Below are 23591 nucleotides of genomic sequence, written 5' to 3'. Positions count from 1 at the left end.
TTTGAAGATGCCTTATGTTTTATTTCATTGTTGAAGTTTTTATGAGCTTCTAATTTTAAAGATAAACAAAATAATTTTGGTGCTATTTTAAATTAAAAACAGCACCAAAATTAGCAGTTTCCCTAGAGGCCTCAAACCCTGTTGGCTCTAAGGCTTGAATACCCTAAGAACATAAAAACATAAAAACATAAAAACACTTAACCCCTTGATATTATGCTTCAAGGGGTTAAGTTTATTAGTTCTTTATCTTTATTAATTTAGTTTATAGATGTAAATATATTTAATCATATTCTTCAACATCAAAACGATCTGCATTCATTACCTTATTCCATGCATCTACAAAATCTTGTACAAATTTTTTCTCATTGCCATTAGATGCATATACCTCAGCAATCGCGCGAAGTTGTGAATTTGCTCCAAATATAAGATCAACCCTTGTTGCTGTCCATTTTTCCATCCCTGTTTCTCTATCAAAACCTATATATTTTTCCTTATCTTCGGACAATACCTTCCACTCGGTATCAATATCAAGAAGATTTACAAAGAAATCATTTGTAAGGCATTCTTCCCGTTTTGTAAACACTCCATCCTTTGATTCTTTATAATTAGTGTTTAACACACGCATACCACCAATTAATACTGTCATTTCTGGAATAGTTAATGTTAACAATTGTGCTCTATCAATTAACATTTCATCTGATGTTACTGCATATTTATCTTTTACATAGTTTCTAAATCCATCTGCCTTAGGTTCAAGAACACTAAATGATTTTATATCTGTTTCCTCTTGTGTTGCATCAGTTCGTCCTGGCGTAAAAGGAACCGTAATGCTATAACCTGCATTTTGGGCAGCTTGTTCAATGCCAACACATCCTCCTAATACAATAATATCAGCTAAAGAAACCTTCTTATCCTTTGAATGGGAACTATTAAACCTCATTTGAATTCTTTCTAGGGTATTTAAAACCTTCCTGAGGTTTTCAGGCTCATTTATCTGCCATTGTCTTTGCGGCTTTAGGCGTATTCTTGCCCCATTTGCCCCTCCACGCTTATCTGAACCACGAAATGTTGATGCAGATTCCCAAGCTGTTATAACAAGTTCTGATATTGACAAGCCTGAATCTAGAATCCTTCTCTTAAGCTCTGAAATATTCTTTTTATTAATCAATTTATAGTTAGCTTCTGGCACTGGGTCTTGCCAAATAAATATTTCTGCTGGAACCTCTGGGCCGAGATATCTTGATATTGGTCCCATATCTCTATGGGTTAATTTAAACCAAGCTTTGGCAAAATCCTCAGTAAATTTTTCTGGGTTTTCTAGATAATCCTTTGCTATTGATTTGTAAATAGGATCATAAATAAGTGATAAATCTGCTGTGGTCATCATAGGTCTATGCTTCTTAAGTGGATCATAGGCATCAACTACCATATCCTCTTCATCTACATCTTTAGCTAGCCATTGATATGCTCCTGCTGGACTTTTAACTAATTCCCATTCATATTTAAATAGCGTTTTTAAATAACCCATTGTCCACTTTATAGGTTCTGCTTTCCATGCACCTTCAAGCCCACTACTTATGGTATCTGGACCATTCCCAGTTTTATAGCTATTTTGCCATCCCAGTCCTTGCTGCTCAATTGGTGCAGCTTCTGGAGCTGGTCCAACATATGTTGGCGATGCAGCGCCATGACATTTACCAAAAGTATGTCCTCCCGCTATAAGCGCAACGGTTTCCTCATCATTCATTGCCATACGAGAGAATGTTTCCCTTACATCAATTGCTGATGCCTTCGGATCAGGGTTTCCATTTGGTCCTTCTGGATTTACATAAATTAAGCCCATTTGAGTGGCAGCAAGAGGATTTTCAAGTTCTTTACCATCTTTATCGCGTTCAGCTCCAAGCCACTTCTTTTCACTACCCCAGTAAATATCCTGTGGTTCCCAAACATCCGCTCTGCCACCACCAAAACCAATTGTCTTTAATCCCATAGATTCTAATGCGCAGTTACCTGTCAATATCATAAGATCAGCCCAAGATATTTTATTTCCATATTTCTTTTTAATTGGCCAAAGTAAACGACGTGCTTTATCTAAATTTATATTGTCTGGCCAGCTATTAACTGGTGGAAAACGTTGCAATCCTTGTCCTGCCCCGCCTCTACCATCACCAATTCTATAAGTTCCAGCACTATGCCAAGCCATACGAATAAAGAATGGTCCGTAATGACCATAATCAGCAGGCCACCACTCCTTAGAATCTGTCATCAACCTATATAAATCATTCTTTAGTTCATAATAAGCTAATTTTTCAAATTCTTCGGCATAGTTAAACCCTTTAGACATAGGATTGCTTAGTTCTGAGTTTTGGCGAAGAACATTAAGCTTAAGCTGATTCGGCCACCAATACTCATTAGTTGTTCCCCCACCTGCTGGCGCTCTGCTTGTTCTTCCTGTCATTGGACATTTCCCTTCTAACATACATTATCCTCCTTCAACTTCTTTACCTACCTGCACACCTACTTAATTTATATAAATATATAGGTAATGTAGCCTCCCTCATATAAATGCTATTACTTTAAATATATAAATATATAACTAGTACTATGAGTGAATTTACGAATAATATTTTTAATCTAAAGTATTTTAAGTTAGTATTAAAACTTCAGTGCAATTATCAGAATCAGTTATAATATAAGCAACAATTATAGATACAAAATCATACATTTTATTGTAATTATGTTATAATCATCATATAGCAATATAATTAGGGATGAATAATTATAGAGATTTAACACTTACCTTGAAATTTTATTTTCAGATGCCTTACCTTAAAATTTTATTTTCAATATTATTTTTAAAAGGAGGTAATTATATGGAACTTCTTTGGGGACTTTTAGCCATGTTAGGTGTGTTAATACTAGGCACTTACTTTCTCAACAAGCTTAGTACAAGAAAAGTAAACTCATTTGATAAAAACGTAAATAACACCTTATCAGAAATCCAACAAAATGATAACCAACCCGGACCAGGTGTGTAATAATTTAATACTTTATAAAATATAACAAAAGGTTGAAGATTAGTAGTCTTCAACCTTTTGTCATAATATTATACACAGCTCAATTTAAAAAGAGCTGCCTCAAAATTTTCATTTTGAGACAACTCTATATTTTTTAATTTAACTAACTAGCTTATTATTTTACAGCTTCTTTAGTTACAGGAAGAATTACTTCAACCTCAGAGTGTGGTCTTGGGATAACGTGAACTGAAACTAATTCTCCAACTCTTTGTGCAGCAGCAGCTCCAGCATCAGTAGCAGCTTTAACAGCTCCTACATCACCTCTAACCATAACAGTTACAAGTCCTCCACCTACATATTCTTTTCCTACTAAATAAACATTTGCAGCTTTAACCATAGCGTCTGCTGCCTCTATTGAACCTATTAATCCTTTTGTTTCTATCATTCCTAATGCATCGTGTTTCATATTGAAATCCTCCTAATATTTTTATTTTTTTTATTTTTATTTTATTATTTGGTTATGTTTTAAAAGATTGTTGAAATTGGACTTCAATATTATCTGAGCGTAACACCATTTGCAGGGCTCTTGAATTTACTTAGGCTATGGGAGTGTTAAAATCGTTAAGAAATACAACTTGTTTGAGCGTATGCGAGTTGTTGTATTTTAGATTTTAACACTACCAGGGCCGCTAGTAAATCAAGGTTCCGAAACGGTTTAGCGAAGATAATATGAAGGCCTTATCAACACCGATTTAAAACATATCCGATTTTTATTTATATGTTCTAATTAGATCTGTACATTTTAAGTTGTACATCCTTAATTAGATATAAGCTTTTATTACTTTACTATTTTCACTTTTGAGCTTGAATTCATGCTCATAGCGTTTGCTTCTTCTATGTCTAAATGACATTCAAGTTTTGAAGCGTCATTGGCTCTTATAGCTACATTGCTGTAGATTCCGCCTCTTAAGCCTTCAAACTTTATAGAAACCATTTCTCCATCACAAACCCCTAAACATTCAGCATCTTTTGGTGTCATGTGGATATGTCTTTGTGCAACGATTAAACCTTCTTCTAATTGAACAGAACCCTTTTGTCCGATTAATGTGATTCCAGGTGTTTTGCTCAAATCTCCAGATAATCTTGCCTGTGCTACTGCTCCAAGCTTAATGCAATCCCCAGTTAATACTTCAACTTGAGTTTTGCTTCTTGTAGGTCCTAGGATTCTAACCTTTTCGATTGCACCCTTTGGTCCACAGATTGTTATAACTTCTTTACATGCATATTGTCCAGGCTGGGATAAGTCTTTCATTTTAGTCAATTCATATCCATGACCAAATAGAACTTCTAAATCCTTTTGTGAAAGATGCACATGTCTATTTGAAATACCTACTGGAATTTCAGATGAATTGTTTTCCATCTCTGTAGCAGCTTTAGTTCCTTGTACAGTTTCCAGTAAAAGTTTTAATACCTCTTCATATTTATCCATATTAATTTGACCCCTTCATAGCAGCAACAATTTGATTAACTAATTTTAAAAGATCTTCGTTGTTAGTGCTATCTACTGTATTACCAGCGGCATTACTCGTGTTAATACACTTTGCAGCTGCAGCAGCAATTTCAGCTGGGCTCATATTGAAACCTTGGCTTTGAGTTCCATGACAGTTCTCAGCAGTTTTTATAGTGTTGAAAGTTGGATCATTAGATGCAAGTGTTGCACAATCTTTTAATCCATAAGCAACTCTTTTAATGTTTATAAGGTGCATTGGTGTAACATTTTCAGAAACTGAACTTCCACCCCAAGTACCACAACCTAGAGTAAATGATGGCATAAGTCCTGTACTAGCACCTGTTCCACCTTGGCTTCCTCCAGTGTTAACTAATATACGTGATGCTGGTTTTTTAGAAAACATCATCACTATATTTCTATCTTCTGTATGGATGCTCATTGTATGACCTATTCCATTTTGAAGTAATTGTATACTTAATTCACAAGCCTCATGAGAGTTCTTTACTGTGTAGAATCCAAGAACTGTAGTAAGTTTCTCGAAAGATAATGGATATCCCATTCCTACACCTTTTTGTTCTCCGATAAGTACTTTTGTTCCCTCAGGAATTGTGATTCCAGCAGCGCTTGCAATAACTTGTGGAGATCTTCCAACAAATTTAGCATTCATAACATGACCATTCTTGAATAACAGACCACAAACCTTGTCTGTTTCTTCTGCTGTCATGAAATATCCACCTTGCTTTTTAAATTCTGAAACTACTTGATTATGGTTACATTCTTCACATATAATAGATTGCTCTGAAGCACATATTGTACCATTATCAAAAGTTTTACTTGCAATAATATTTCTTACTGCTTCTTCAATTTTTGCAGTTTTCTCTATGTATGCAGGAGAGTTTCCAGCACCAACTCCAAGAGCTGGTTTACCTGAACTGTAAGCAGCTTTAACCATTCCTGGTCCGCCTGTTGCTATGATTATAGCAACTTCCTTACATTTCATTAACTCGTTTGTAGCTCCGATTGTAAGAGTTTTAAGTGTGCTTATTATATTCTCAGGTGCACCTGCTTCTACTGCAGCATCATGCATTAACTTTGTTGCCATTGTTGTACATTTTGCAGCTGATGGGTGTGGTGAGAATATTATTGCATTACGAGATTTTATTGAAATCATAGCCTTGAATATTGCAGTTGATGTTGGGTTTGTTGAAGGTACTATACCCATTACTAATCCAACTGGTTCAGCAATTTCTATTAACTTGTTAATTTCATCTTCTTTCATAATACCGATAGTATTCATGTCTTTGATTGAGTTATATAGAACTGTAGCTGCTAAATGGTTTTTGAAAGTTTTATCTTCTACCTTTCCAAAACCAGTTTCCTCTACTGCCATCTGCGCTAGGCATACTGCATTTTCCTCTGCTACTCTAACCATGTTACATAAAATTTTATCTATTTGCTCTTCAGTGTAATCAGCAATTTTATCTGCTGCTACTTTTCCAAGTTTAGCTAAATTTCTAGCCTCTTGTATTGAAAGTAAATCTTTATCTAAATTTTCCATTTCTTTTCCTCCTTATGGGTAGTCTCTACTTACTAAAGTTTCTCATAGTATAATTTAAACTTTATCATTAATAAACTTTTACTTGCCTTTGAAATTGTTCTGCCTGTGATTCCAAAATCTTTGTATTCACGAGCTAAATTTCTAAGCTTTACTACTTTAAGTTTATTTAAAACATTAATGGTTTTTTCAATTCCATCAACATTTATTAAATTATCTACATATAATTTATTTAGATTATCTACATCTATTTCCAAAGTCTCATTCTTTTGCTCTTTTGAAACATTATCATCTTCTGCTTGTACTATTTTTTCAGCTATTTCAGCTATTTCAGCTATTTCAGCTGTTTCAACTTCTACTGCTTCTACTAATTCCTCCACAGCTTCTGCTTCTTCTAAGCTATCTGACAATATTTCATTAACTTCTAAAATAGGTTTAATAATCTCTTTCTCTAGTGAGTAAATCTTTTCTTCATTTTCTTCTTCCTCAGATGATGTGTTTACTTCATCTTCAGAAGTTTTTTGTCCAATTATGCTTTCTAATTCATAATGTGGGCGTGGTATTACATGCTCTGAAACTAAAAGTTCATGAGCTAAACTTTTTACAGCTGCAGCCCCAGCGTCTATAGCAGCTTTAACAGCTCCTACATCTCCAGTAACCATAATTGTAACAAGTCCTCCGCCTACATAGGTTTTTTCTAAGATACTAACATCCGCTGATTTAACCATTGCATCCGCACCTTCAACAGCTGCCAGTAATCCTCTTGTTTCTAATAATCCAAGTGCCTGCATCGCTTAATCCCCCTCGTTATACTACATGAGATCCGCCCAGTTTGCTGGATATGTAGTGTAGAATACCCTAGCTTTGTCAGGTGAACCCCAAACTACATTAGAACCTGATGGTACAAATAGTACATCTCCAGGATAAGCAGTATAGGTTTTTCCATTGATTTCTATTGTTAAAGTTCCTTCAATAACATAATCAATTTCTTCATAGGTAAGCTCCCACTCAAATCTTGAATTTTCGATTGTTAGGAATCCAGCACTCATTTTTGATTCTTCCTTACTAACTAATTCTTGATAGTAAGCTTTTGCTTCTGGATTTCCTGTCTCAAACACATCCATCTTAACTGAATTTCCTCTAACTACTTTAAGTCCGCTAGGATCACATTCTGCTTCAAATGGAAGCTTCTTTTGTCCCTTAAGACATTGAAGCATTTCTTCTAACATCCCTTTTTCCATCATGGTTTTAAAAACCTTGAAGATCATTTCACTATCAAAACCTTCTGGTGAAAGTTTTGGTGCTACAGGAGTCGCTACTTCACATACAGGTGCTTCTGTAGTGAACTCAATTCCATTGTTCTTTGCAATATCCTGTGCTGAAGGAGTAATGATCATATCACTACATACATAGAATTTAGTTTTACCTTCTGTTATAAAGTCTTCCATATCTTTTGCACATATTAATTTTTTCATTTATTCACATCCTTAAATTAAATAACTGGTATTTAAGCATCTTTAAATAAATAATAAGTCGCGGCTACTGACTTATTTATTTTTTTGAAGATGCTCTGGCATTTTTGAAGATGCCTTACTCAAAGTCACAGCCATTATCAATAATGCCTATAACAACTGCATCTACAGGAATATTATCATCACCTAACATTCTTCTGGCTGAGGAGCCTGTACTTATAATGACCCTGTCTCCTATACCTGCGCTGATTATATCAACCACCACAAGTCTGCGGCCTGCATCCTTACCACCGATTTCCTCAGCCAGCATGAATTTTAATCCGTTAAGTGATTCTGCTTTTCTAGTAGCCCATACATTATCAATGAGTTTTGCTGTTATCATAAAGCTTTTCCCTCTTTCATTTTGAATTTAATTTCATCTATTGCAGATTCAACTGACGATGTATCTCCAAAGATTGCAATTAAGATCATATGTTGCGGGCAACTACCTTTAATATCCTCTACTGTAACTCCAACTGCCTTTTCAGCAATATCCGCAGCATAAATCATATCTATAAGTTTACCTTGGACAAGACCAACTGCATCAATACTGTTTATATCAGTCTTGCAGCTTGTACCCATGCGTCTTCTAAGAATATCTTTAGTACTCTCAGACGGTGATTTTATTATTCTAAAATCCACGTATTACAACCTCCTTAGGTATCTGTAAATAAATAACAAGTCAAAGGTCATTGAAGTGACTTATTTATTTTTTAAAGAACCTTATTCCATGATTTCTTGTGTACAGCTTAACGCTATGCCAAGAGGGGTTACGAACATAGGATTCTTTGGCTTATGAGTATATATTCCAGTTTGCTTTTCGATAATTTCTTCTATACCAGCTAAGCAGCATGTACCACCTACTAGATATAGCTCCTCAACATGGTGTGATTTTATATGTTGATTTATAATAGATGCTACCTTTTCAACTACTGGCTTTAAAACAGGAAGTAGCTCTTTATGGTTCTTATCATCTCTTTTAAATTTATCTGCATCTTTAATCGGCATACCATATGCCCCTGAAACAACTAGTGAAAAATGAGTTCCTCCAGTAGGTTCATCAGCAACGTAAACAACTTTACCATCTTTTAATATGGATATTCCTGTTGTTCCACCACCAATATCTACTACTGCACCATTTTGGATTTTAAGAACTTCATTGGCAGCGGTTGGTTCATCAAGTAAACATGTTAATTCAAACCCTGCTGCTTGCACTACATTTTTAATTGCTCCAGAATCTAAAGAATCTGTTCCAGGTGGAATTGCTGCTGCTGCATAAAGCAGTTCAGTATTCAATTTTTCCTCGATTTCTTGCTTTAATTCTCTAACAATTTTTATTGCTCCAATGTAATCTACAACCATTCCGTCACGAACTACATCTGCATATCTGTAAGCACCAGCAACTGGTTTATAATTCTCATCTAAAACTGCTAATACTACGCAGGCTGTTCCTAAATCCACCCCTGTGTAATATGTAGAAGATTGGCCTACAATAGGTCTTTCTATAACTTTTTCAAACTCTTGAACAAGGTTATCACAATATTCAAAAGTTAACTTTTTCTTTGACATTTTATTCCTCCTACTGTTGAACAAATCATTTGAGATAGTGAATTAATAATTGAATTAACATTTCCTATAATTTTATCTCCAAAATCGTCATCATTATCTTCGTAGGCCTCCATAATCTCATCCCCTATTTCTCGTAGAGCACAGCGAAGTGAGTGGATTCTTAGAATTGCGTCACTTCCTTCAAGCTGCATATGAAACTCTGTAATTTCAAAACAATCATCTATATCCTCATGGAAATTTTCTAAAGTCATTTGTGTGCATGGTTTGCAAACAATACTTTCTAATGTACTTTTTCCTTCAATAGTATTTCTCATATTTGAAATCTTTTTACCTAGGTTTATAACGTTTTGTGCTAAAATAATATCTTCTTTTAAAATTTCACTACTGGTAACAAGAAATATCGCTTCCATAGATTTTAATTTGCGACAAAGCTTCTTTTTCAACTTTATATTTCCCTCCGTAGACACATTTGATACCTTTACTTCGGGAATTTTTTTATTTCCCTCTGCCAATGCATTTAATACCTTTACTTCAGGAACTTTTTTATTTACTTGAAAAACATTATCTTCCATTCTTATTCCTCTATCTGATAGATATTCTCTTCCCCCAGGTGTAAGGCGCTGTCCCTGATTTAATTTGTAGGTACTAAAAGGTTCTCTTTTATATAGATCTCTTAAATACTCTTCAGTAATAAATTTCATCATAGTCCTCTTTACTCCTTAACCTTTTCAAATAAAGCATCAATACCTGTTCCATCTGTAAAGCTAATACGAAAATATGGCTCCGGAACGCCTATTTTCTTTAGTTGTCGTAAACACATCTCTTCATTTTCAGGCATTAGGTCACACTTTGCTATTACACCGATTACAGGACATCTAAATAATTTTGCAAATCCATGGGAGTATAATTCTGTACAATTAGATTGATCTATTAAAATCAAAACCTTAGAAGCATCTTGTGATGCTGCAATTACATGCTTATACATCCATGTATTTTCTAAATATGCACCGGGAACATCTATAGTGTTTTTACCATAAATCATATCCGGTGTTCTTCTTAGTGGTCCCTGATAATCGTTTAGTGCATTAACTAATGTAGTCTTTCCACATTTAGAAGGACCAATGACCATTATGCGCTTCCTTCTCAAGTTCGTGTAATGGGAGAGGTTGTAAACCCAAGCATATTCTTCAAGGTGTCATTCACTGCATTAAGGGCAGTTTCAACGCTCTGCACATCCCCATTTATTACTACTGAACCTGTAAAACGGTCTAGGAATCCAATCTCAACATCGGCAACCTTTGTTGCAATGTCCGCTGCTATAATAGCACTTTCATAAGGAGAAAGAGTTAATATCCCTATAGCTCCTTTTTCATCAATTCCTAAACGTTCGTATATACCAGGCATAGGTGATGCTATGACATGAGCTATTGTAATCTGCTTCCCTGGCACTGATTCTTGTATAACACGCTGTATATTTTTCTCATGAAAATCTCCCATAAACATTCCCTTCCATCTTAGGCATCTTCAAAAATAAATCAGTATCTCGTCTATTTTGAGTTATTATTTATTTTTAGATGCTTTATTATCTATTTGAAAATTATTTAGTGACGAATTACTTTAACAGGTAAATCATACTTCTTAATCCAGCTTTCAATTTTATCTAAGTCTACATCATCCAAGCTTGGATCACCCTCTATAGGATACTCCATTCCAAGCTGATTATATTTATTTACTCCCATTTTATGATATGGTAATAAATCAATACCTTTAAAATTCTTATAATCACTGAAAGGCATTAAAAATTCCATAACCTTTTCAATGTCTTCCTGACAATCATTAACACCCTTAAGTAACGGCATACGGATTTGAACATTGTATTTACCATGTAGAAGCGCTTGTAGATTTTCTAATATCTGTTCATTTCTCACACCTGTAAACTCAAAGTGTTTGTCAGAATTAATATGTTTAATATCAAATAGGAATAAATCTGTGAACTCCGCAACCTTAAGTACTGATTCAAGTTTTGCATAACCACAAGTCTCAATTGCTGTGTTTATACCCTCTTGCTTACATGCCATAAGTAAACTACAAGCTGCCTCTGGCTGCATTAAAACTTCACCACCACCAAGTGTTACTCCACCTCCAGAAACATCATAAAATGTTCTGTCCTCCTCTACAATTTTCAAAAGTTCAGAGATAGTTTTAACCTCTCCAACTATTGTTATAGCAGAATTAAGGCAAGCGTCAGTACATTTCCCACATCCAATGCAGTCAATGTCTCTATTCACTTCATGGTTCATTGTTTCATTTGAAATACTATGTATCCCAACTGGACAAACTGAAACACAAGCTCCACAGTTAATACATGAGCTTCTTTTCAGCATAACTCTATTCTTTTTTATAAGTCCCTCAGGGTTCGCACACCATTTACAACGTAGTGGACATCCTTGAAAAAATATTAAAGTTCTCACTCCTGGTCCATCATACATATTATATTTCTGTATATTAAAAATCGTTGCTTTTCGTTCAATTATACCTAAATTCATATTACTCATATTCTTAATTCTCCAGTCCTATTTCCTTGACTTTATATATTCTTTATCTTTTGTTTATGTTTTAATAGATTGTTGAAATTGGACTTCAATATTATCTGAGCGTAACACCATTTGCAGGGTTCTTGAATTTACTTAGGCTATGGGAAGGACTAAATCGTTAAGAAATACAACTTGTTTGAGCTTATGCGAGTTGTTGTATTTTAGATTTTGGCATTACCAGAGCCCCTAGTAAATCAAGGTTCCGAAACGGTTTAGCGAAGATAATATTAAGTCCTTATCAACACTGATTTAAAACACATCTTTGAATTTTAAATTCTTAATTCTTAATTCTCAATTTTAAATTTAGAAGTGTGTTAGCATAGTTCTGCTGATGATTTCATCTTGAACATCTTTGCATAATTCAACGAAGTATGCACTGTATCCAGCAACACGAACGATTAAGTCTCTATACTCTTCTGGGTGTTTTTGTGCTTCTATTAAAGTATTATTGTCTAAGTAGTTAAACTGAACTTCTCCAAGTTGAAGAGCACATGCACTACGTAGCAATGTAATAATACCTTCCTCGCCTTCTCTTGTATCAAGCAGACCAGACATAAGCTTGAAGTTGTGAACCATACCGATGTTCATGCTTTCACAAGACATTTTTGATATAGTTTTTATTATAGCTGTAGGTCCTTTAAAGTCAGCTCCTTGAGTTGGGCTTATACCATCTGATAATGGCATCCATGCTCTTCTTCCGTTCGCTGTTGCACCAGTAATTTGTCCAAATGGTGTGTTATTAGAAATTGATAACGTACCATGACTAAGTACTGAGTATAATGTTTTATATTTACGGTGTTCTAATTCAGTAAAGTCAATTAACTCTGCAGCAATGTAATCTGCATAATCATCATCGTTACCATACTTAGGTGCATCTAAACAGTCTTTTCTAAGCTTTTCAAATCCAACGAAGTCTGCTTTTAATGCTTCATTCATTTCTTGTAATGTATATTTCTTATCTTCAAATACTAATTTCTTAATAGCTGCCATAGAATCTGTATAAGTTGCAAGACCACTCCATACTACTCCTGGTCCGAAGTTATACATAGCTCCGCCGGCTTCAACACCTTTTCCATCTTCCATACATCCTTCATACATCATAGACATAAGTGGTTTTGGTGCAAGTTCTCTATGAACACGTTGTGAAATTACTGTAGCAACACTTGTCCATTTAGTAATATATTTTATCTGCTCTTTAACAGCATCTTCAAATTCTTCATAAGTCTTGAAATTGCTTATATCTCCTGGATTAGGACATACTTGCTTACCATACCAAAGTGGAGCACCATTGTTAAGTGCAAGCTCTATACATATTGGCCATTGAGTGTATCCTGTAGAAGTCCATTGATATAATCTTCCTGACTTTTGAGGCTCAACGCATCCCATTAAGCAGTAATCTCTTGCATCCTCTAAAGAAACACCTTTAGCTAACATCATTTTTATGTGAACATCATCAAAGTGACAAGCTGGGAATCCCATTCCTGCACGAATAACGTCAACTATTTTTCTAAGGTACTTTTGAGGTGAGCTTTTATGAATACGGCATGATATTGTTGGCTGGTATATTTTAACGTGTCTAACTGTATCCATTAATAGATAAGTTAATTCATTTGTAGCATCTCTACCTGATCTTGTAACTCCACCTAGGCACATGTTAACGAATGGTTGGTAACCAGCAAAGAACTTAGATCCGCCTTCACTTGTTATCCACATCATTTCTGACATTTTAACTAACATACATCCTGATAATTCAAATGCTTCATAATCATTCATTCTTCCAGCTTCAATATCAGCCTTGTAGAATGGGTACATATATTGGTCAACACGTCCTATAGACATACCAGTTTGATTTTCTTCAACTACTAGAAGAGACTCTATAGTCCAAACTGATTGTATAGCTTCCCAGTATGTGCTTGGTTTATTAGCTGGTACTCTAGCATTTACTTCAGATATTTTCTCTAATTCTGCTTTACGCTTAGGGTTTGTTTCCTTTGCAGCAAGTTCTGCAGCATAGTTAGAAAGACGCTTAGCGTAAATCATAACACCTTCAGCAGTATCAATTAATGATTTATAGAAGTATATTTTTTCTATATCTTCTGGTCTCTCGTAGCTAAGGTGAGTTAATTTTTCCTCTGCTTCTCTCTTAACGTCAATCATACCTTTCTTCATTAAGATTACGTCATATCCTGGGTTTGAATCTCCTCCACCATTTATAGCATGGTAAGAACAGTCAGAAACGAAAGATTCTCCAGAAAGCTCCCAAACACCTGCTTCACGATACTGGTCTTCACAGTACTCGTCAACTGATTTACCCTTCCAGAATGGGAACAATTCTTCTCTCATGAATTTCTTATCTTCTTCTGAGATATAGAATGGGTCTTGTGCACGTGTACCGATAGTATCTATTTCATCAACCATCCATCTCCATGCTATATCAGGAGAGAAAGCACCTGCACGAGGAGCACCATTTGGAGCACCAACGATAAGCTCATTGTCTTGAATTACTAATGGTGCAGTTTCACAGCAATGCTTGAAACATTTTCCACGTAATATTGACTTAGGTACACCTGGGTTTTGCTTAGCTATTTCTGTTATTGCTCTAGCACGGTGTGTTGTAATTGATGGTACATGCTTTAAATAGCTCTCTTTTAACTTTACTAAACGAGGTGTAATTCCATCTGGAATCTGACCCCCATTATTTTCATTGCTTGAAACTGCCTCTTCTTTTATTACTTCCTTTGAAACACTCTCAAACATTTTCATTATAGCTTCACGTTCTTCATCAGACATGTTTTGAGTTGCTTCCATAAATTTATTTGATAATTCACGAATATCCAAAATAATACCTCACATTCTTTATTTTAATTTCAGACTCTCAGTCTGACTATTTATTTGTTTATATTTTCAATAAGCTTTTTTAAGATTCCCTGTAGAAATTCTACATTATCCATATCATTAACTTTTGGGCTTTCCATAGCATTCACTGATGAAATCTCCTCAGCCTTTTCCGTCTTAAAGATATCTTCAGTCTTACGTACTCCATAACCAACTTTACGAACATATATCAGGTTCATAGGTGAAACATTATCTGAAGTCATCCCTTGTCCCGCTGATCCACTTCCTAAAGTCATTGAAGGAAATAAGTTAGTTGTAGCTCCCATACTTCCAAACACACCTGGTGTGTTAACAAGCACTCTACCAACTGGTTTCTTTAAGGCAAACTGACGAATTACATCTTCATCATTTGAATGTATAATAAGTGTATGTCCATGTCTCTCACTAAGTAATAACTCAATGCATTTTTCACATGCATGCATCCAGTCATCTTCTATATAGAAGGCTAATACTGGACTAAGTTTTTCCTTTGAATAAGGATTACTTTGTGAAACATATTTTTGCTGAGAAATCAAAACCCTTACGCTCTGTGGAACATTAAAGCCTGCTCTCTTAGCTAAAGTTTGTGGAGATTTACCAATGATTTCTGCTTCAAAACTTCCATCACTTTTATAAAAAAGTGAACCAAGCCTTTCAGCCTGTTCTTCAGTCATGAAGTATCCACCATTTTTTTCAATCTCTTGTTTTACTTCAGATGCAATGCAACTGTCTACAACAATTGACTGCTCTGCCGCTGAAACAACTCCATAATCAAAGTTTTTACTATCTATAATATCCTTTACCGCCTGCTTTATATCAGCAGTACGTTCAATGAAGGCTGGCCCATTGCCTGTACCACCATAAATTATAGGTTTTCTAGATTTATAGGCTGCTTTCATCATTTCTGGAACTCCTGTGTTCATTATCAATGATGTGTCACTATGTTTCATCAACTCTGATGAACCACTAGGTGTTACCGTGTGCAAATATGCAAGGGCACCCTCGGGAAGTCCATACCCCTCTGCAGCTCGAATTAAAATATCAAGTGTTTTACTGATAGTTTTCTTTGCCCTTGGATGAGGTGAAAATATTATGGCATTTCCTGATTTTATTGCAATTAAAGCTTTGTAAATCGTGGTTGAAACTGGACTGGTTGATGGAACGAATGCAACGATAACCCCCATTGGTACCCCTACATCTACAGTTCTGTTCTGTCTATCTTCATTGATAGTACCCACACAATTCATCCCTTTAAGTCTAGTTTTTAGATAAGAACATACAAAGCGGTTTTTTATACTTTTATCTTCCCACTTTCCATACTCTGTTTCATCACTAGACAATTTTGCAAGTTCAGTAACATGCTTTTCAATCTCTTCTGTCATGCGTTCTACTATCTCATCAAGCTTTTCTTGTGGAAATGTTGCTAATTTCTTTTGTGCTTCACGAGCATTTTCAACAAGAATTCGAGCTTCTTGCATGGAGAGTAAATCGTTATCAATTATATTCATTTTTCTCTCTCCTTTTCTTTCGAAAGGTTAATACTATATTTTCTTATTAATTACCTTAAATAAATACTAAGTCAAATATGCTGACTTATTTACTTCTTAAAGATTCTTATATAAGGTTTTTTATTGAATAACGTTGAATTATTTTTTCAAGATCTTGGTGAGGTCTTGCAATAACTATTGAACTATAAAGATTGCCGCCTTCCATATCTTGAACTGCTTTTGAACCTGTTTCTACTGCTGTTTTACAAGCTCCAACGTCTCCACGAACTATTACCGAAATATAACCAGAAGCAACGTTTGCGTATCCTAAAAGTTCAACGTCTGCTGATTTGCACATAGCGTCTGCTGCCTCCAGTGCGAAAACTAAACCAAAGGTTTCTACTAATCCTAAAGCTTCATATCTTGCCATATGTACATCATTTCCTTTCTATATGTTATGAATCAATATCTTATGAATCAATATCGTGTACTGAAACAATATCTCCAACTTCTCTAATAGGTCTTGGCATAACATTATGCGCTGTTAACGTACCCGCTGCCGCTGCTGCTTCAGCCCCCGCTTCAACCGCTGCTCTAACTGCTCCTACATCACCCTTAACCATAATTGTAACAAGCGTTGAACCAACGTTTTCATATGAAACTAATTCCACATTTGCCGCCTTAAGCATTTTATCTGCCGCTTCAAGTGCTGGAACTAATCCTACTGTTTCTACAAGTCCTAAAGCCTCATCACCATAATATCTCATTAATATTTCCTCCTCCCTTTTATCGCTCTTAACTTCTTTTCTTAACTATGTAAATAATTTATCTATAATTGTATTTTGATTATGTTATCTTCTGTCCATCATTGATGCTTTTCTTCTATAACCCAATTATAGCCCCTTCCCTATTGGGGAAAGTCAATATATTTTTTATAACAAAAATTTTCAAATTATTGTTACAAAGTTTATATATTTAGAAACCTATGAAATCCTTACACACAATGGGCTAACAGTAGTCTAACCCCATGTTTACAATGGAATTCCTGTAAATTTCTACTTGCTTTCAACTATATTATTGAAATTTTTTTTATTTAAAGACTATTTAAGCATTACCCTATGGGGAATGTTTAAATTGTGAATTTTGAATTATAAATTATAAATTGTGGATAGGAATTAAGAAATATTTTCATTTCTTAATTCCTTAATTTTTAACTTTTAACTTTTATTTTTTAATTCTCAATTCCTAATTAGCAATATACTTATTGATTGTTGCTGCACCTTCTTCGTGTGCATGATAGTAAACATTTAGTTCACCAGCTTTATCTAATTCAAATCTTGTTTCTTCAATAAGTCCATTTGCTTCTGCTGTCATTAAAGCTGTAATAACAGCTTTCTTTTTTAGTGCCTTAAAGCTACCATACTGTCCTTTTAAAGCTTCTATTACATCATCAGCACAGGCTTCGTTAACCTTTGTAAAGTGTTTTAAAATTGCATAATTAAGCGGCTTCATTGATTTGAACCTCCTTATTCTTTTTCTTGAATAAATCTAATGGGTTCATAGCTATTGTTAATATACCAACCATCATTATTACAGCACCAACCCAAGCAATCGGATGTAATGACCATCCTTCTATACCACCAAATACTCCAAGTAATAAGAAGCAGAATAATGGTCCAAAGAATGAATAAGTACCATTGCAAGCTGTACCAAGTCCAGCTCCACACATACTGTTACCAGCATACCAACTCATGAATGTTATGAATGTTAAAAGTCCACTTACAACAAACCAGATCATAGCTGGACCACTTGTGAATGCTTTTACTACAAGATCAACAGAAATGTTAAGGCCACCAGCCATCATTCCCATAACTGGAACTATAATAAATAAGTTTGCAATACCTGAAGTTACCTGACGGATACATATACCGATTTCTGGATCGATCATAGCTGTACCATATCCTGCAACACAGCCTTCAAATCCCCATGCAAGAGCAGCTATTATAGCTATACATATTCCTAGTACTAAAGTTCCTGAAGCATCTCCTCCAAAACCTGTACTACCTATTAAAAAGCTTGCGAATACACAAATTGCAATACCACCAGCCATACGTTTGTTTAATTCTTGCTTATAAAGTATTTTTCCTAAAATTGCAGCTATAGCAGGACAAAGAGCTGAAATTGGAACAACTATTGGTCCAGCCATTTGAATTGCAATAACATAAGCTGTACCTGCAATAGGTCCCCCTACAAGCGCTGCCAATATCATTATTTTTCCTGGCTTTGTATTAATACATCTTACAAAGTCTTTAAATTTACCTTTTGCTACTGCATTCATTAGTGCCCATCCCGCACTACATGTATCATTTATTGCATTACCTAGGGCAGCAAGTAAGTATACTATAACGAAAGTTGATAACCCCGCTGTATTAGCACCATACCAATCACCCCAAACACCTTTTGTCATACCCATTGTTAATAACGCTGTGTACAATCCATAAGAAATTCCTGAGAATAGGGCTAGTGACACACCCCTCTTAAAAAAATTACTTGCTAATTTTTCTTTAGCCGCAGCTGCTTTCAAATTAACTGTTCCTGATACTTCTTTCATAAAATAAAACTCCCTTCTTCTGTTAAATAAATGTCATAGAAAAATAAATGAAAATTAATCCATAAGTTATGGCTTATTTCTGATAATCATAAGTTGTCAGAAATAAGCCTCATTAACTAAAGTAATCTAAGATTTAAATATGTATTAGGCCTGTGAAAATAAATAATAAGTGAAAATAATCCAGCTTACTGATTCATTTACCTTTTGAAAATGCCTTAATCTCTAATATATTTGTTAATCGTAGCTGCACCATCTTCGTGTGCATGGTAATAAACCTTTAACTCACCATTTTTATCTAGTTCAAATCGTGTTTCTTCAAGGAGCCCATTTGCTTCTGCTGTCATTAAAGCTGTAATTACAGCCTTCTTTTTTAGAGCTTTAAAGCTACCATATTGGCCTTCTAAAGCTTTTATTACATCATCTGCACAAGCTTCCTCAACAGTTGTAAAATATTTTAAAATTGCATAATTAAGCGGCTTCATTCTGTTCTACCTCCTTCTTTCTAAATAAATCCAATGGATTCATAGCTATAACTAAGATACCAAACATCATTAATACAGCTGAAATCCAAACGATTGGAGGTAATGACCATCCTTCCATGCCACCAAATACTCCAAGAACTATCCAGCAACAGAATGGACCCCAAAATGAGAACGTACCGTTACAAGCCATACCAAGTGCTGCACCACACATACTGTTTCCGTTATACCAGCACATGTATGAAACAAAGGCACAAAGTCCACTTAATGCAAACCAAATCATTGCGGGACCACTTGTAAATGCTTCAACAACTAAACTAGTTGAGAATCCTACTCCATCCCCAAAAATCATACCAAAAACAGGTACTAAGATTATTAAGTTTGAAAGTCCTGATGTTACTTGACGAATTGTAATACCAATCTCTGAGTCAATCATAGATGTACCATATCCAGCTACACAGCCTTCAAATCCCCATCCAAGAGCCGCAATTAAAGCAATACAAAGACCAAGGAACATACCTTCTGGTGCATCTCCACCAATGCTTGTACTACCAATCATGAAACTCGATAGGACACAAATACCAATACCGCCCATCATACGCTTGTTTAGTTTTTGCTTAAATAAAATTCTTCCTAGTATCGCACCTATGGCAGGACAAAGCGCCGTAATCGGTATAACAATTGAACCAGCCATTTGAAGAGCTACAACATAAGCTGTGCTTGAAATAGGACCTCCAATAAGAGCAGCTAAAATCATTACTGCACCTGGTTTCGTTTTAAGACATCTGAAGAAATCTCCTATTTTGCCTTTAACTATTGCATATCCTATGGCCCATACTGCACTACACGTATCGTTTACAGCGCTACCAAGTGCACCAAGTAAATATGTAATTACTAGAGCTGATAATCCGGCTGTGTTAATGCCAAACCAATCACCCCAAACACCTTTTGTCATACCTAGTGTTAAAAATGCTGAATAAAATCCATACATAAGACCCGAGAATAGAGCAATTGAAATACCTTTTTTAAGGAAATTAGAGGATAATTTTTCTTTAGCTGCAACTGCAGTTAAAGAAGCTCCTGCCATTTCTTTCATAAAAAATAAAACCCCTTTCATTTAAACGTTTAACATAACATAATAAAACTTAATTAAATAAAACTTATCATTGTATAAATATTTTGTTCGTTGTGAAATCTTAGAATAACTTTTCATTATTTTATCTTTATAGGTATTTTCGTCTTAATTTAATTATAGGCCTTTCCCCTTGGGGGAAAGTCAATACATTTACCTACAAATCTTATGAAACATTGTAAATTTTATAATTATAGCATCATTTCAAAATTTACAAACAATTTCATATAGTGTAAACCCTTATAAAATCATGATTTTTCTAAAAATTTTTAATTTCCTTTTCAAAACAACCAACAAAAATTTATTTTCCTTAAAATTTTAAATATGTTTTTTTTGTAATAATGTTACAACATCTTAATAATCTGAGTTTTTATTTTCTATTTATACCTTACCCTATGGGCAACAGTTTAATCTATTCATTAAGCCATCCTCAAAAAAAATAAGTCAATATGTTCCATTATTTTGTGTTATCCTGCAAAATCTGTTCCTTGTTTAACACAAAATATTATTCACATCTTGACTTGTTATTTATATTCACTCGTCTAAATTATTTTTTCCTGTTAATTTTAATCATTATCTCTGTTACAAATTTATCAGTATTCTTAGTCGTCCAGTAATCTGTAACATATCTTTCATAAGACTCTTCATCACAGATATAGCTACGTCCATCTGCCCAATCCTTTATTTTTTTATAGGTTTCATCAATAGTTTCATGAGCTCCTATATGATAACAGGATGCTACCATATAGCCCCCAAATTCAACAAGCTTGTCTTCGTCACACTTTAAAATTGTTTCCTGCATTATCCTCATTTTTTTACAACACGCATTCATTTTATCTTCAAAGGATGAAAATTTTATTATTACAGGACCTGTTATTGCATTTTCTATACTTTCTATATAATTAGTAAACTCTATATTTATTATAGAATCCATATAATCATAATTAAATTCCTGATCTAAAAAAGTCATGGAACATTTATCTATATATTTTGCAGCCACATCACAGGCATTATTTTCTATAACCATATCCGCTTCAACTATAAGATCATACCAATCTTCTATAGATTTTAGCTTCAAATTAACTTCTCTCTCCATTTTTTTTAACTCATCAATTTTATTTCTAAAGTTCTTTTCAAACATAGAATAAGACGCCCCATCAAGAAAATTCTTCATCTCCTCAAGTTTAAAGCCACTTTGCTTATAATATTTTATCATGGGTACAGATAATAAATTATTTTTACTATAGTATCTATAGCCACTGTCATCAGCTATTTTATCTGGAGATAATATCCCCATTTTGTCATAGTATCTCAATGCTTTCTTAGTTATTTTGCATATTTCCTCAACTTTTCCTATAGAGTATAATTCATTTTCCATATTCAAAATTCCCCCTTAGTTTGGCAAATTAATCGAGGATACAACAAAACACTCCTCAACTTTATAATACTACACATAGGTTATTTTTTTGTCAATGAATAAAACCACCCATTACTGGGTGGCTATATATATTGTTATATTCCTATAACCTTGTCTAGGATCTTAGACAAGTCTTCACTTGCTACATCTTTAGGGTTTGCTTTGGTGCAAATATCCTTAAGAGCTGCATTTATTATTTCTTCTTTAACTTGGCAAGCTAAATTAAGGTCTGTACCTTGTTCCTTAAATGTAGTAGGAATCATAAGTTTCTTCTGAAGTTCAACAATACTTTTAATTAAATTATTTACCCCAATATTTACATTAGGTGCATGTAATTTTAATATTTTTGCTAATCTTTGATATTTTTTAGCCGCTATTTCATACTCTTTAGTATAACTACCACTATTTAAACTTGCATTATATTCTACTACATGTGGAAGGATTATTGCATTACTTCTCCCATGGGATATATGCAATTTTCCACCTACAGCATGAGCTAAGCTATGAGTAATTCCAAGTCCTGCCGCATTAAATGCCATTCCAGCAAGACAAGATGCATTATGAAGTTTTTCTCTTGCTACTAGGTTATTTCCATCAGCATAAGCCTCAGGTAAGAATCTAAATGCTAAAGTAACAGCTTTTTCTGCTAAAGCATCTGAAAAATCAGTTGCTCCCTTTGCAACATAAGCCTCTATAGCATGTGTAATTACATCCATTCCAGTATCTGCTGTTATAGCCTTCGGTACAGAAACAACTAACTCTGGATCTAATATTGCCACATTAGGAAGAAGCGATTTATCTGCTAAAGCATATTTTAACCCCTCTTGCTTATTTGTTATTACGGCATATTCAGTTACCTCAGAGCCTGTACCACTCGTAGTTGGAATAGCATAAAAATCTTCTATTTTAGACGCTTCACCTTGCAATTTCTTATAATACTCTATTATAGCTTTAGCTGCATCAATAGATGAACCTCCACCAAGAGCTAATACAACCTCTGCATTACAAGCTTCTAAAATTTGAATACCAGCTGCAATAACTTCCACAGAAGGGTCAGGAACTACATCGCTATATATCGCTGTCTGACAATCAACCAGCTTTTCTATAACCTTCCCAGCCATACCAGAAGTTTCCATGAATTTGTCGCATACAACTAATACTCTTTTACTTTTTATTTCACTTAGCCTATTTAAAGAACCTTCTCCAAAATAGATCTTTGTGTTAATACTAAATTCTTTCATATACAATCTCTCCTTAATTAAAAGTTTAAAGATACGAACAATTTAGCTATTCTTTAATTCCAATACAAAATTAACCTACATTTTAATTCCAACGATAAGTTTTACAATAAATTTTATTCAGTTCATTATACCATAGTAGGTTTAAATTTAAAATTTAAAATTTATAATTATGAATTTATAATTTTTAATTCACAATTCACAATTTTAAATTCACAATTCACAATTTATAATTTATAATTTATAATTCATAATTCATAATTCATAATTCACAGTTTATAGAGTTATTATCTACTGGACGAATAAGTTGTATATTCTGTATAATGGAACATATATCGTACATAGACGTATTTGTTATTCATCACACAATGACTTGAAAGGGATGATTTAAATGAAACACATGGAAAAATTCACATTAATTACTTTTATAATTATATTTTTAACATATAATATCATTGGATACACTTTGAATATTGCAGAACTAAAATTCATTGTGTTTAATACTAATAATGGTATTACAGTGAGTTTTATATCTTTATTTGTTCCAATAATATTGTCTTACGTAATATATTATTTTACTAACAAATTTAAAAAGAT

The 23591-nt window shown here is 34.1% G+C and carries 24 protein-coding genes; 1 reads left to right on the top strand and 23 read right to left on the bottom strand.

Annotated elements, in window-relative coordinates; genetic code table 11:
* Window positions 1–280: 280 nt before the first annotated feature.
* Window positions 281–2479, bottom strand: a complete 2199-nt coding sequence (gene katG / locus RSA29_RS07375) for a catalase/peroxidase HPI (protein WP_346943764.1) — start codon at window positions 2477–2479, stop codon at window positions 281–283.
* Window positions 2480–2873: 394 nt separating this feature from the next.
* Between katG and RSA29_RS07370 the strand changes: the two genes are divergently transcribed.
* Window positions 2874–3038 (top strand): hypothetical protein, encoded by a 165-nt coding sequence (locus RSA29_RS07370; protein ID WP_346934574.1) that lies wholly within the window; start codon window positions 2874–2876, stop codon window positions 3036–3038.
* Between the two features lie 154 nt (window positions 3039–3192).
* Here the strand turns inward: RSA29_RS07370 and eutM are convergent, their stop codons facing one another.
* From eutM to RSA29_RS07260, 22 genes are all read right to left on the bottom strand, one after another.
* Window positions 3193–3483, bottom strand: coding sequence for an ethanolamine utilization microcompartment protein EutM (gene eutM / locus RSA29_RS07365; RefSeq protein ID WP_346943765.1), 291 nt, complete (start codon window positions 3481–3483; stop codon window positions 3193–3195).
* A gap of 372 nt (window positions 3484–3855) precedes the next feature.
* A complete protein-coding gene (locus RSA29_RS07360; RefSeq protein WP_346943766.1) occupies window positions 3856–4506 on the bottom strand; it encodes a phosphate propanoyltransferase in 651 nt (216 codons plus the stop codon).
* 1 nt (window position 4507) lies between these two features.
* Window positions 4508–6085, bottom strand: a complete 1578-nt coding sequence (locus RSA29_RS07355) for an acetaldehyde dehydrogenase (acetylating) (protein WP_346943767.1) — start codon at window positions 6083–6085, stop codon at window positions 4508–4510.
* Window positions 6086–6117: 32 nt separating this feature from the next.
* The gene (locus RSA29_RS07350; RefSeq protein ID WP_346943768.1) at window positions 6118–6873 is read right to left on the bottom strand and encodes a BMC domain-containing protein; all 756 of its coding nucleotides are present in this window, start codon (window positions 6871–6873) and stop codon (window positions 6118–6120) included.
* A 21-nt stretch (window positions 6874–6894) separates the two neighbouring features.
* Window positions 6895–7557: a cupin domain-containing protein gene (locus RSA29_RS07345; RefSeq protein ID WP_346943769.1), complete on the bottom strand. Its 663-nt coding sequence runs from the start codon at window positions 7555–7557 to the stop codon at window positions 6895–6897.
* 115 nt (window positions 7558–7672) lie between these two features.
* On the bottom strand, window positions 7673–7936 hold the full coding sequence (locus RSA29_RS07340; RefSeq protein ID WP_346933935.1) for a EutN/CcmL family microcompartment protein: 264 nt from the start codon (window positions 7934–7936) through the stop codon (window positions 7673–7675).
* Entirely contained in the window at window positions 7933–8235 is a 303-nt protein-coding gene (locus tag RSA29_RS07335) for a BMC domain-containing protein (protein ID WP_346943770.1), read from the bottom strand. Before RSA29_RS07335 ends, RSA29_RS07340 begins: the two co-directional genes overlap by 4 nt.
* 81 nt (window positions 8236–8316) lie before the next feature.
* A complete protein-coding gene (gene eutJ, locus RSA29_RS07330; protein WP_346933933.1) occupies window positions 8317–9162 on the bottom strand; it encodes an ethanolamine utilization protein EutJ in 846 nt (281 codons plus the stop codon).
* Window positions 9144–9866: a cobalamin adenosyltransferase gene (locus tag RSA29_RS07325; protein ID WP_346943771.1), complete on the bottom strand. Its 723-nt coding sequence runs from the start codon at window positions 9864–9866 to the stop codon at window positions 9144–9146. Before RSA29_RS07325 ends, eutJ begins: the two co-directional genes overlap by 19 nt.
* An 8-nt stretch (window positions 9867–9874) precedes the next feature.
* Window positions 9875–10309 carry a EutP/PduV family microcompartment system protein gene (locus RSA29_RS07320; protein ID WP_346943772.1) on the bottom strand — a complete coding sequence of 145 codons (435 nt, stop codon included), beginning with the start codon at window positions 10307–10309 and terminating at the stop codon, window positions 9875–9877.
* Window positions 10306–10659, bottom strand: coding sequence for a BMC domain-containing protein (locus RSA29_RS07315; RefSeq protein ID WP_346943773.1), 354 nt, complete (start codon window positions 10657–10659; stop codon window positions 10306–10308). The genes RSA29_RS07320 and RSA29_RS07315 overlap by 4 nt, the downstream gene beginning before the upstream one ends.
* A gap of 104 nt (window positions 10660–10763) precedes the next feature.
* Window positions 10764–11717, bottom strand: a complete 954-nt coding sequence (cutD, locus tag RSA29_RS07310; protein WP_346943774.1) for a choline TMA-lyase-activating enzyme — start codon at window positions 11715–11717, stop codon at window positions 10764–10766.
* Between the two features lie 342 nt (window positions 11718–12059).
* On the bottom strand, window positions 12060–14594 hold the full coding sequence (cutC, locus tag RSA29_RS07305; protein WP_346943775.1) for a choline trimethylamine-lyase: 2535 nt from the start codon (window positions 14592–14594) through the stop codon (window positions 12060–12062).
* Between the two features lie 50 nt (window positions 14595–14644).
* On the bottom strand, window positions 14645–16138 hold the full coding sequence (locus tag RSA29_RS07300) for an aldehyde dehydrogenase family protein (protein WP_346943776.1): 1494 nt from the start codon (window positions 16136–16138) through the stop codon (window positions 14645–14647).
* A gap of 106 nt (window positions 16139–16244) precedes the next feature.
* Window positions 16245–16547 (bottom strand): BMC domain-containing protein, encoded by a 303-nt coding sequence (locus tag RSA29_RS07295; protein ID WP_346943777.1) that lies wholly within the window; start codon window positions 16545–16547, stop codon window positions 16245–16247.
* A 40-nt stretch (window positions 16548–16587) separates the two neighbouring features.
* Window positions 16588–16884: a BMC domain-containing protein gene (locus tag RSA29_RS07290; protein WP_346933925.1), complete on the bottom strand. Its 297-nt coding sequence runs from the start codon at window positions 16882–16884 to the stop codon at window positions 16588–16590.
* A gap of 478 nt (window positions 16885–17362) precedes the next feature.
* Window positions 17363–17629 carry a hypothetical protein gene (locus tag RSA29_RS07285; RefSeq protein WP_346943778.1) on the bottom strand — a complete coding sequence of 89 codons (267 nt, stop codon included), beginning with the start codon at window positions 17627–17629 and terminating at the stop codon, window positions 17363–17365.
* Window positions 17616–18728: a hypothetical protein gene (locus tag RSA29_RS07280; RefSeq protein WP_346943779.1), complete on the bottom strand. Its 1113-nt coding sequence runs from the start codon at window positions 18726–18728 to the stop codon at window positions 17616–17618. Before RSA29_RS07280 ends, RSA29_RS07285 begins: the two co-directional genes overlap by 14 nt.
* 215 nt (window positions 18729–18943) lie before the next feature.
* Window positions 18944–19210, bottom strand: a complete 267-nt coding sequence (locus tag RSA29_RS07275; protein WP_346943780.1) for a hypothetical protein — start codon at window positions 19208–19210, stop codon at window positions 18944–18946.
* On the bottom strand, window positions 19197–20303 hold the full coding sequence (locus tag RSA29_RS07270) for a hypothetical protein (protein ID WP_346943781.1): 1107 nt from the start codon (window positions 20301–20303) through the stop codon (window positions 19197–19199). The genes RSA29_RS07275 and RSA29_RS07270 overlap by 14 nt, the downstream gene beginning before the upstream one ends.
* A gap of 583 nt (window positions 20304–20886) precedes the next feature.
* Window positions 20887–21717 carry a MerR family transcriptional regulator gene (locus RSA29_RS07265; protein ID WP_346943782.1) on the bottom strand — a complete coding sequence of 277 codons (831 nt, stop codon included), beginning with the start codon at window positions 21715–21717 and terminating at the stop codon, window positions 20887–20889.
* A 134-nt stretch (window positions 21718–21851) separates the two neighbouring features.
* Window positions 21852–22997 (bottom strand): 1-propanol dehydrogenase PduQ, encoded by a 1146-nt coding sequence (locus RSA29_RS07260; protein ID WP_346943783.1) that lies wholly within the window; start codon window positions 22995–22997, stop codon window positions 21852–21854.
* Window positions 22998–23591 lie beyond the last annotated feature (594 nt).

The sequence above is a fragment of the Clostridium sp. genome, from assembly GCF_036660475.1.
In the GTDB taxonomy this organism is placed as follows: Bacteria; Bacillota; Clostridia; order Clostridiales; family Clostridiaceae; genus Clostridium_J.
Note: the sequence above shows the minus strand (reverse complement) of the source record. Positions and strands in the feature narration are given on the sequence as shown.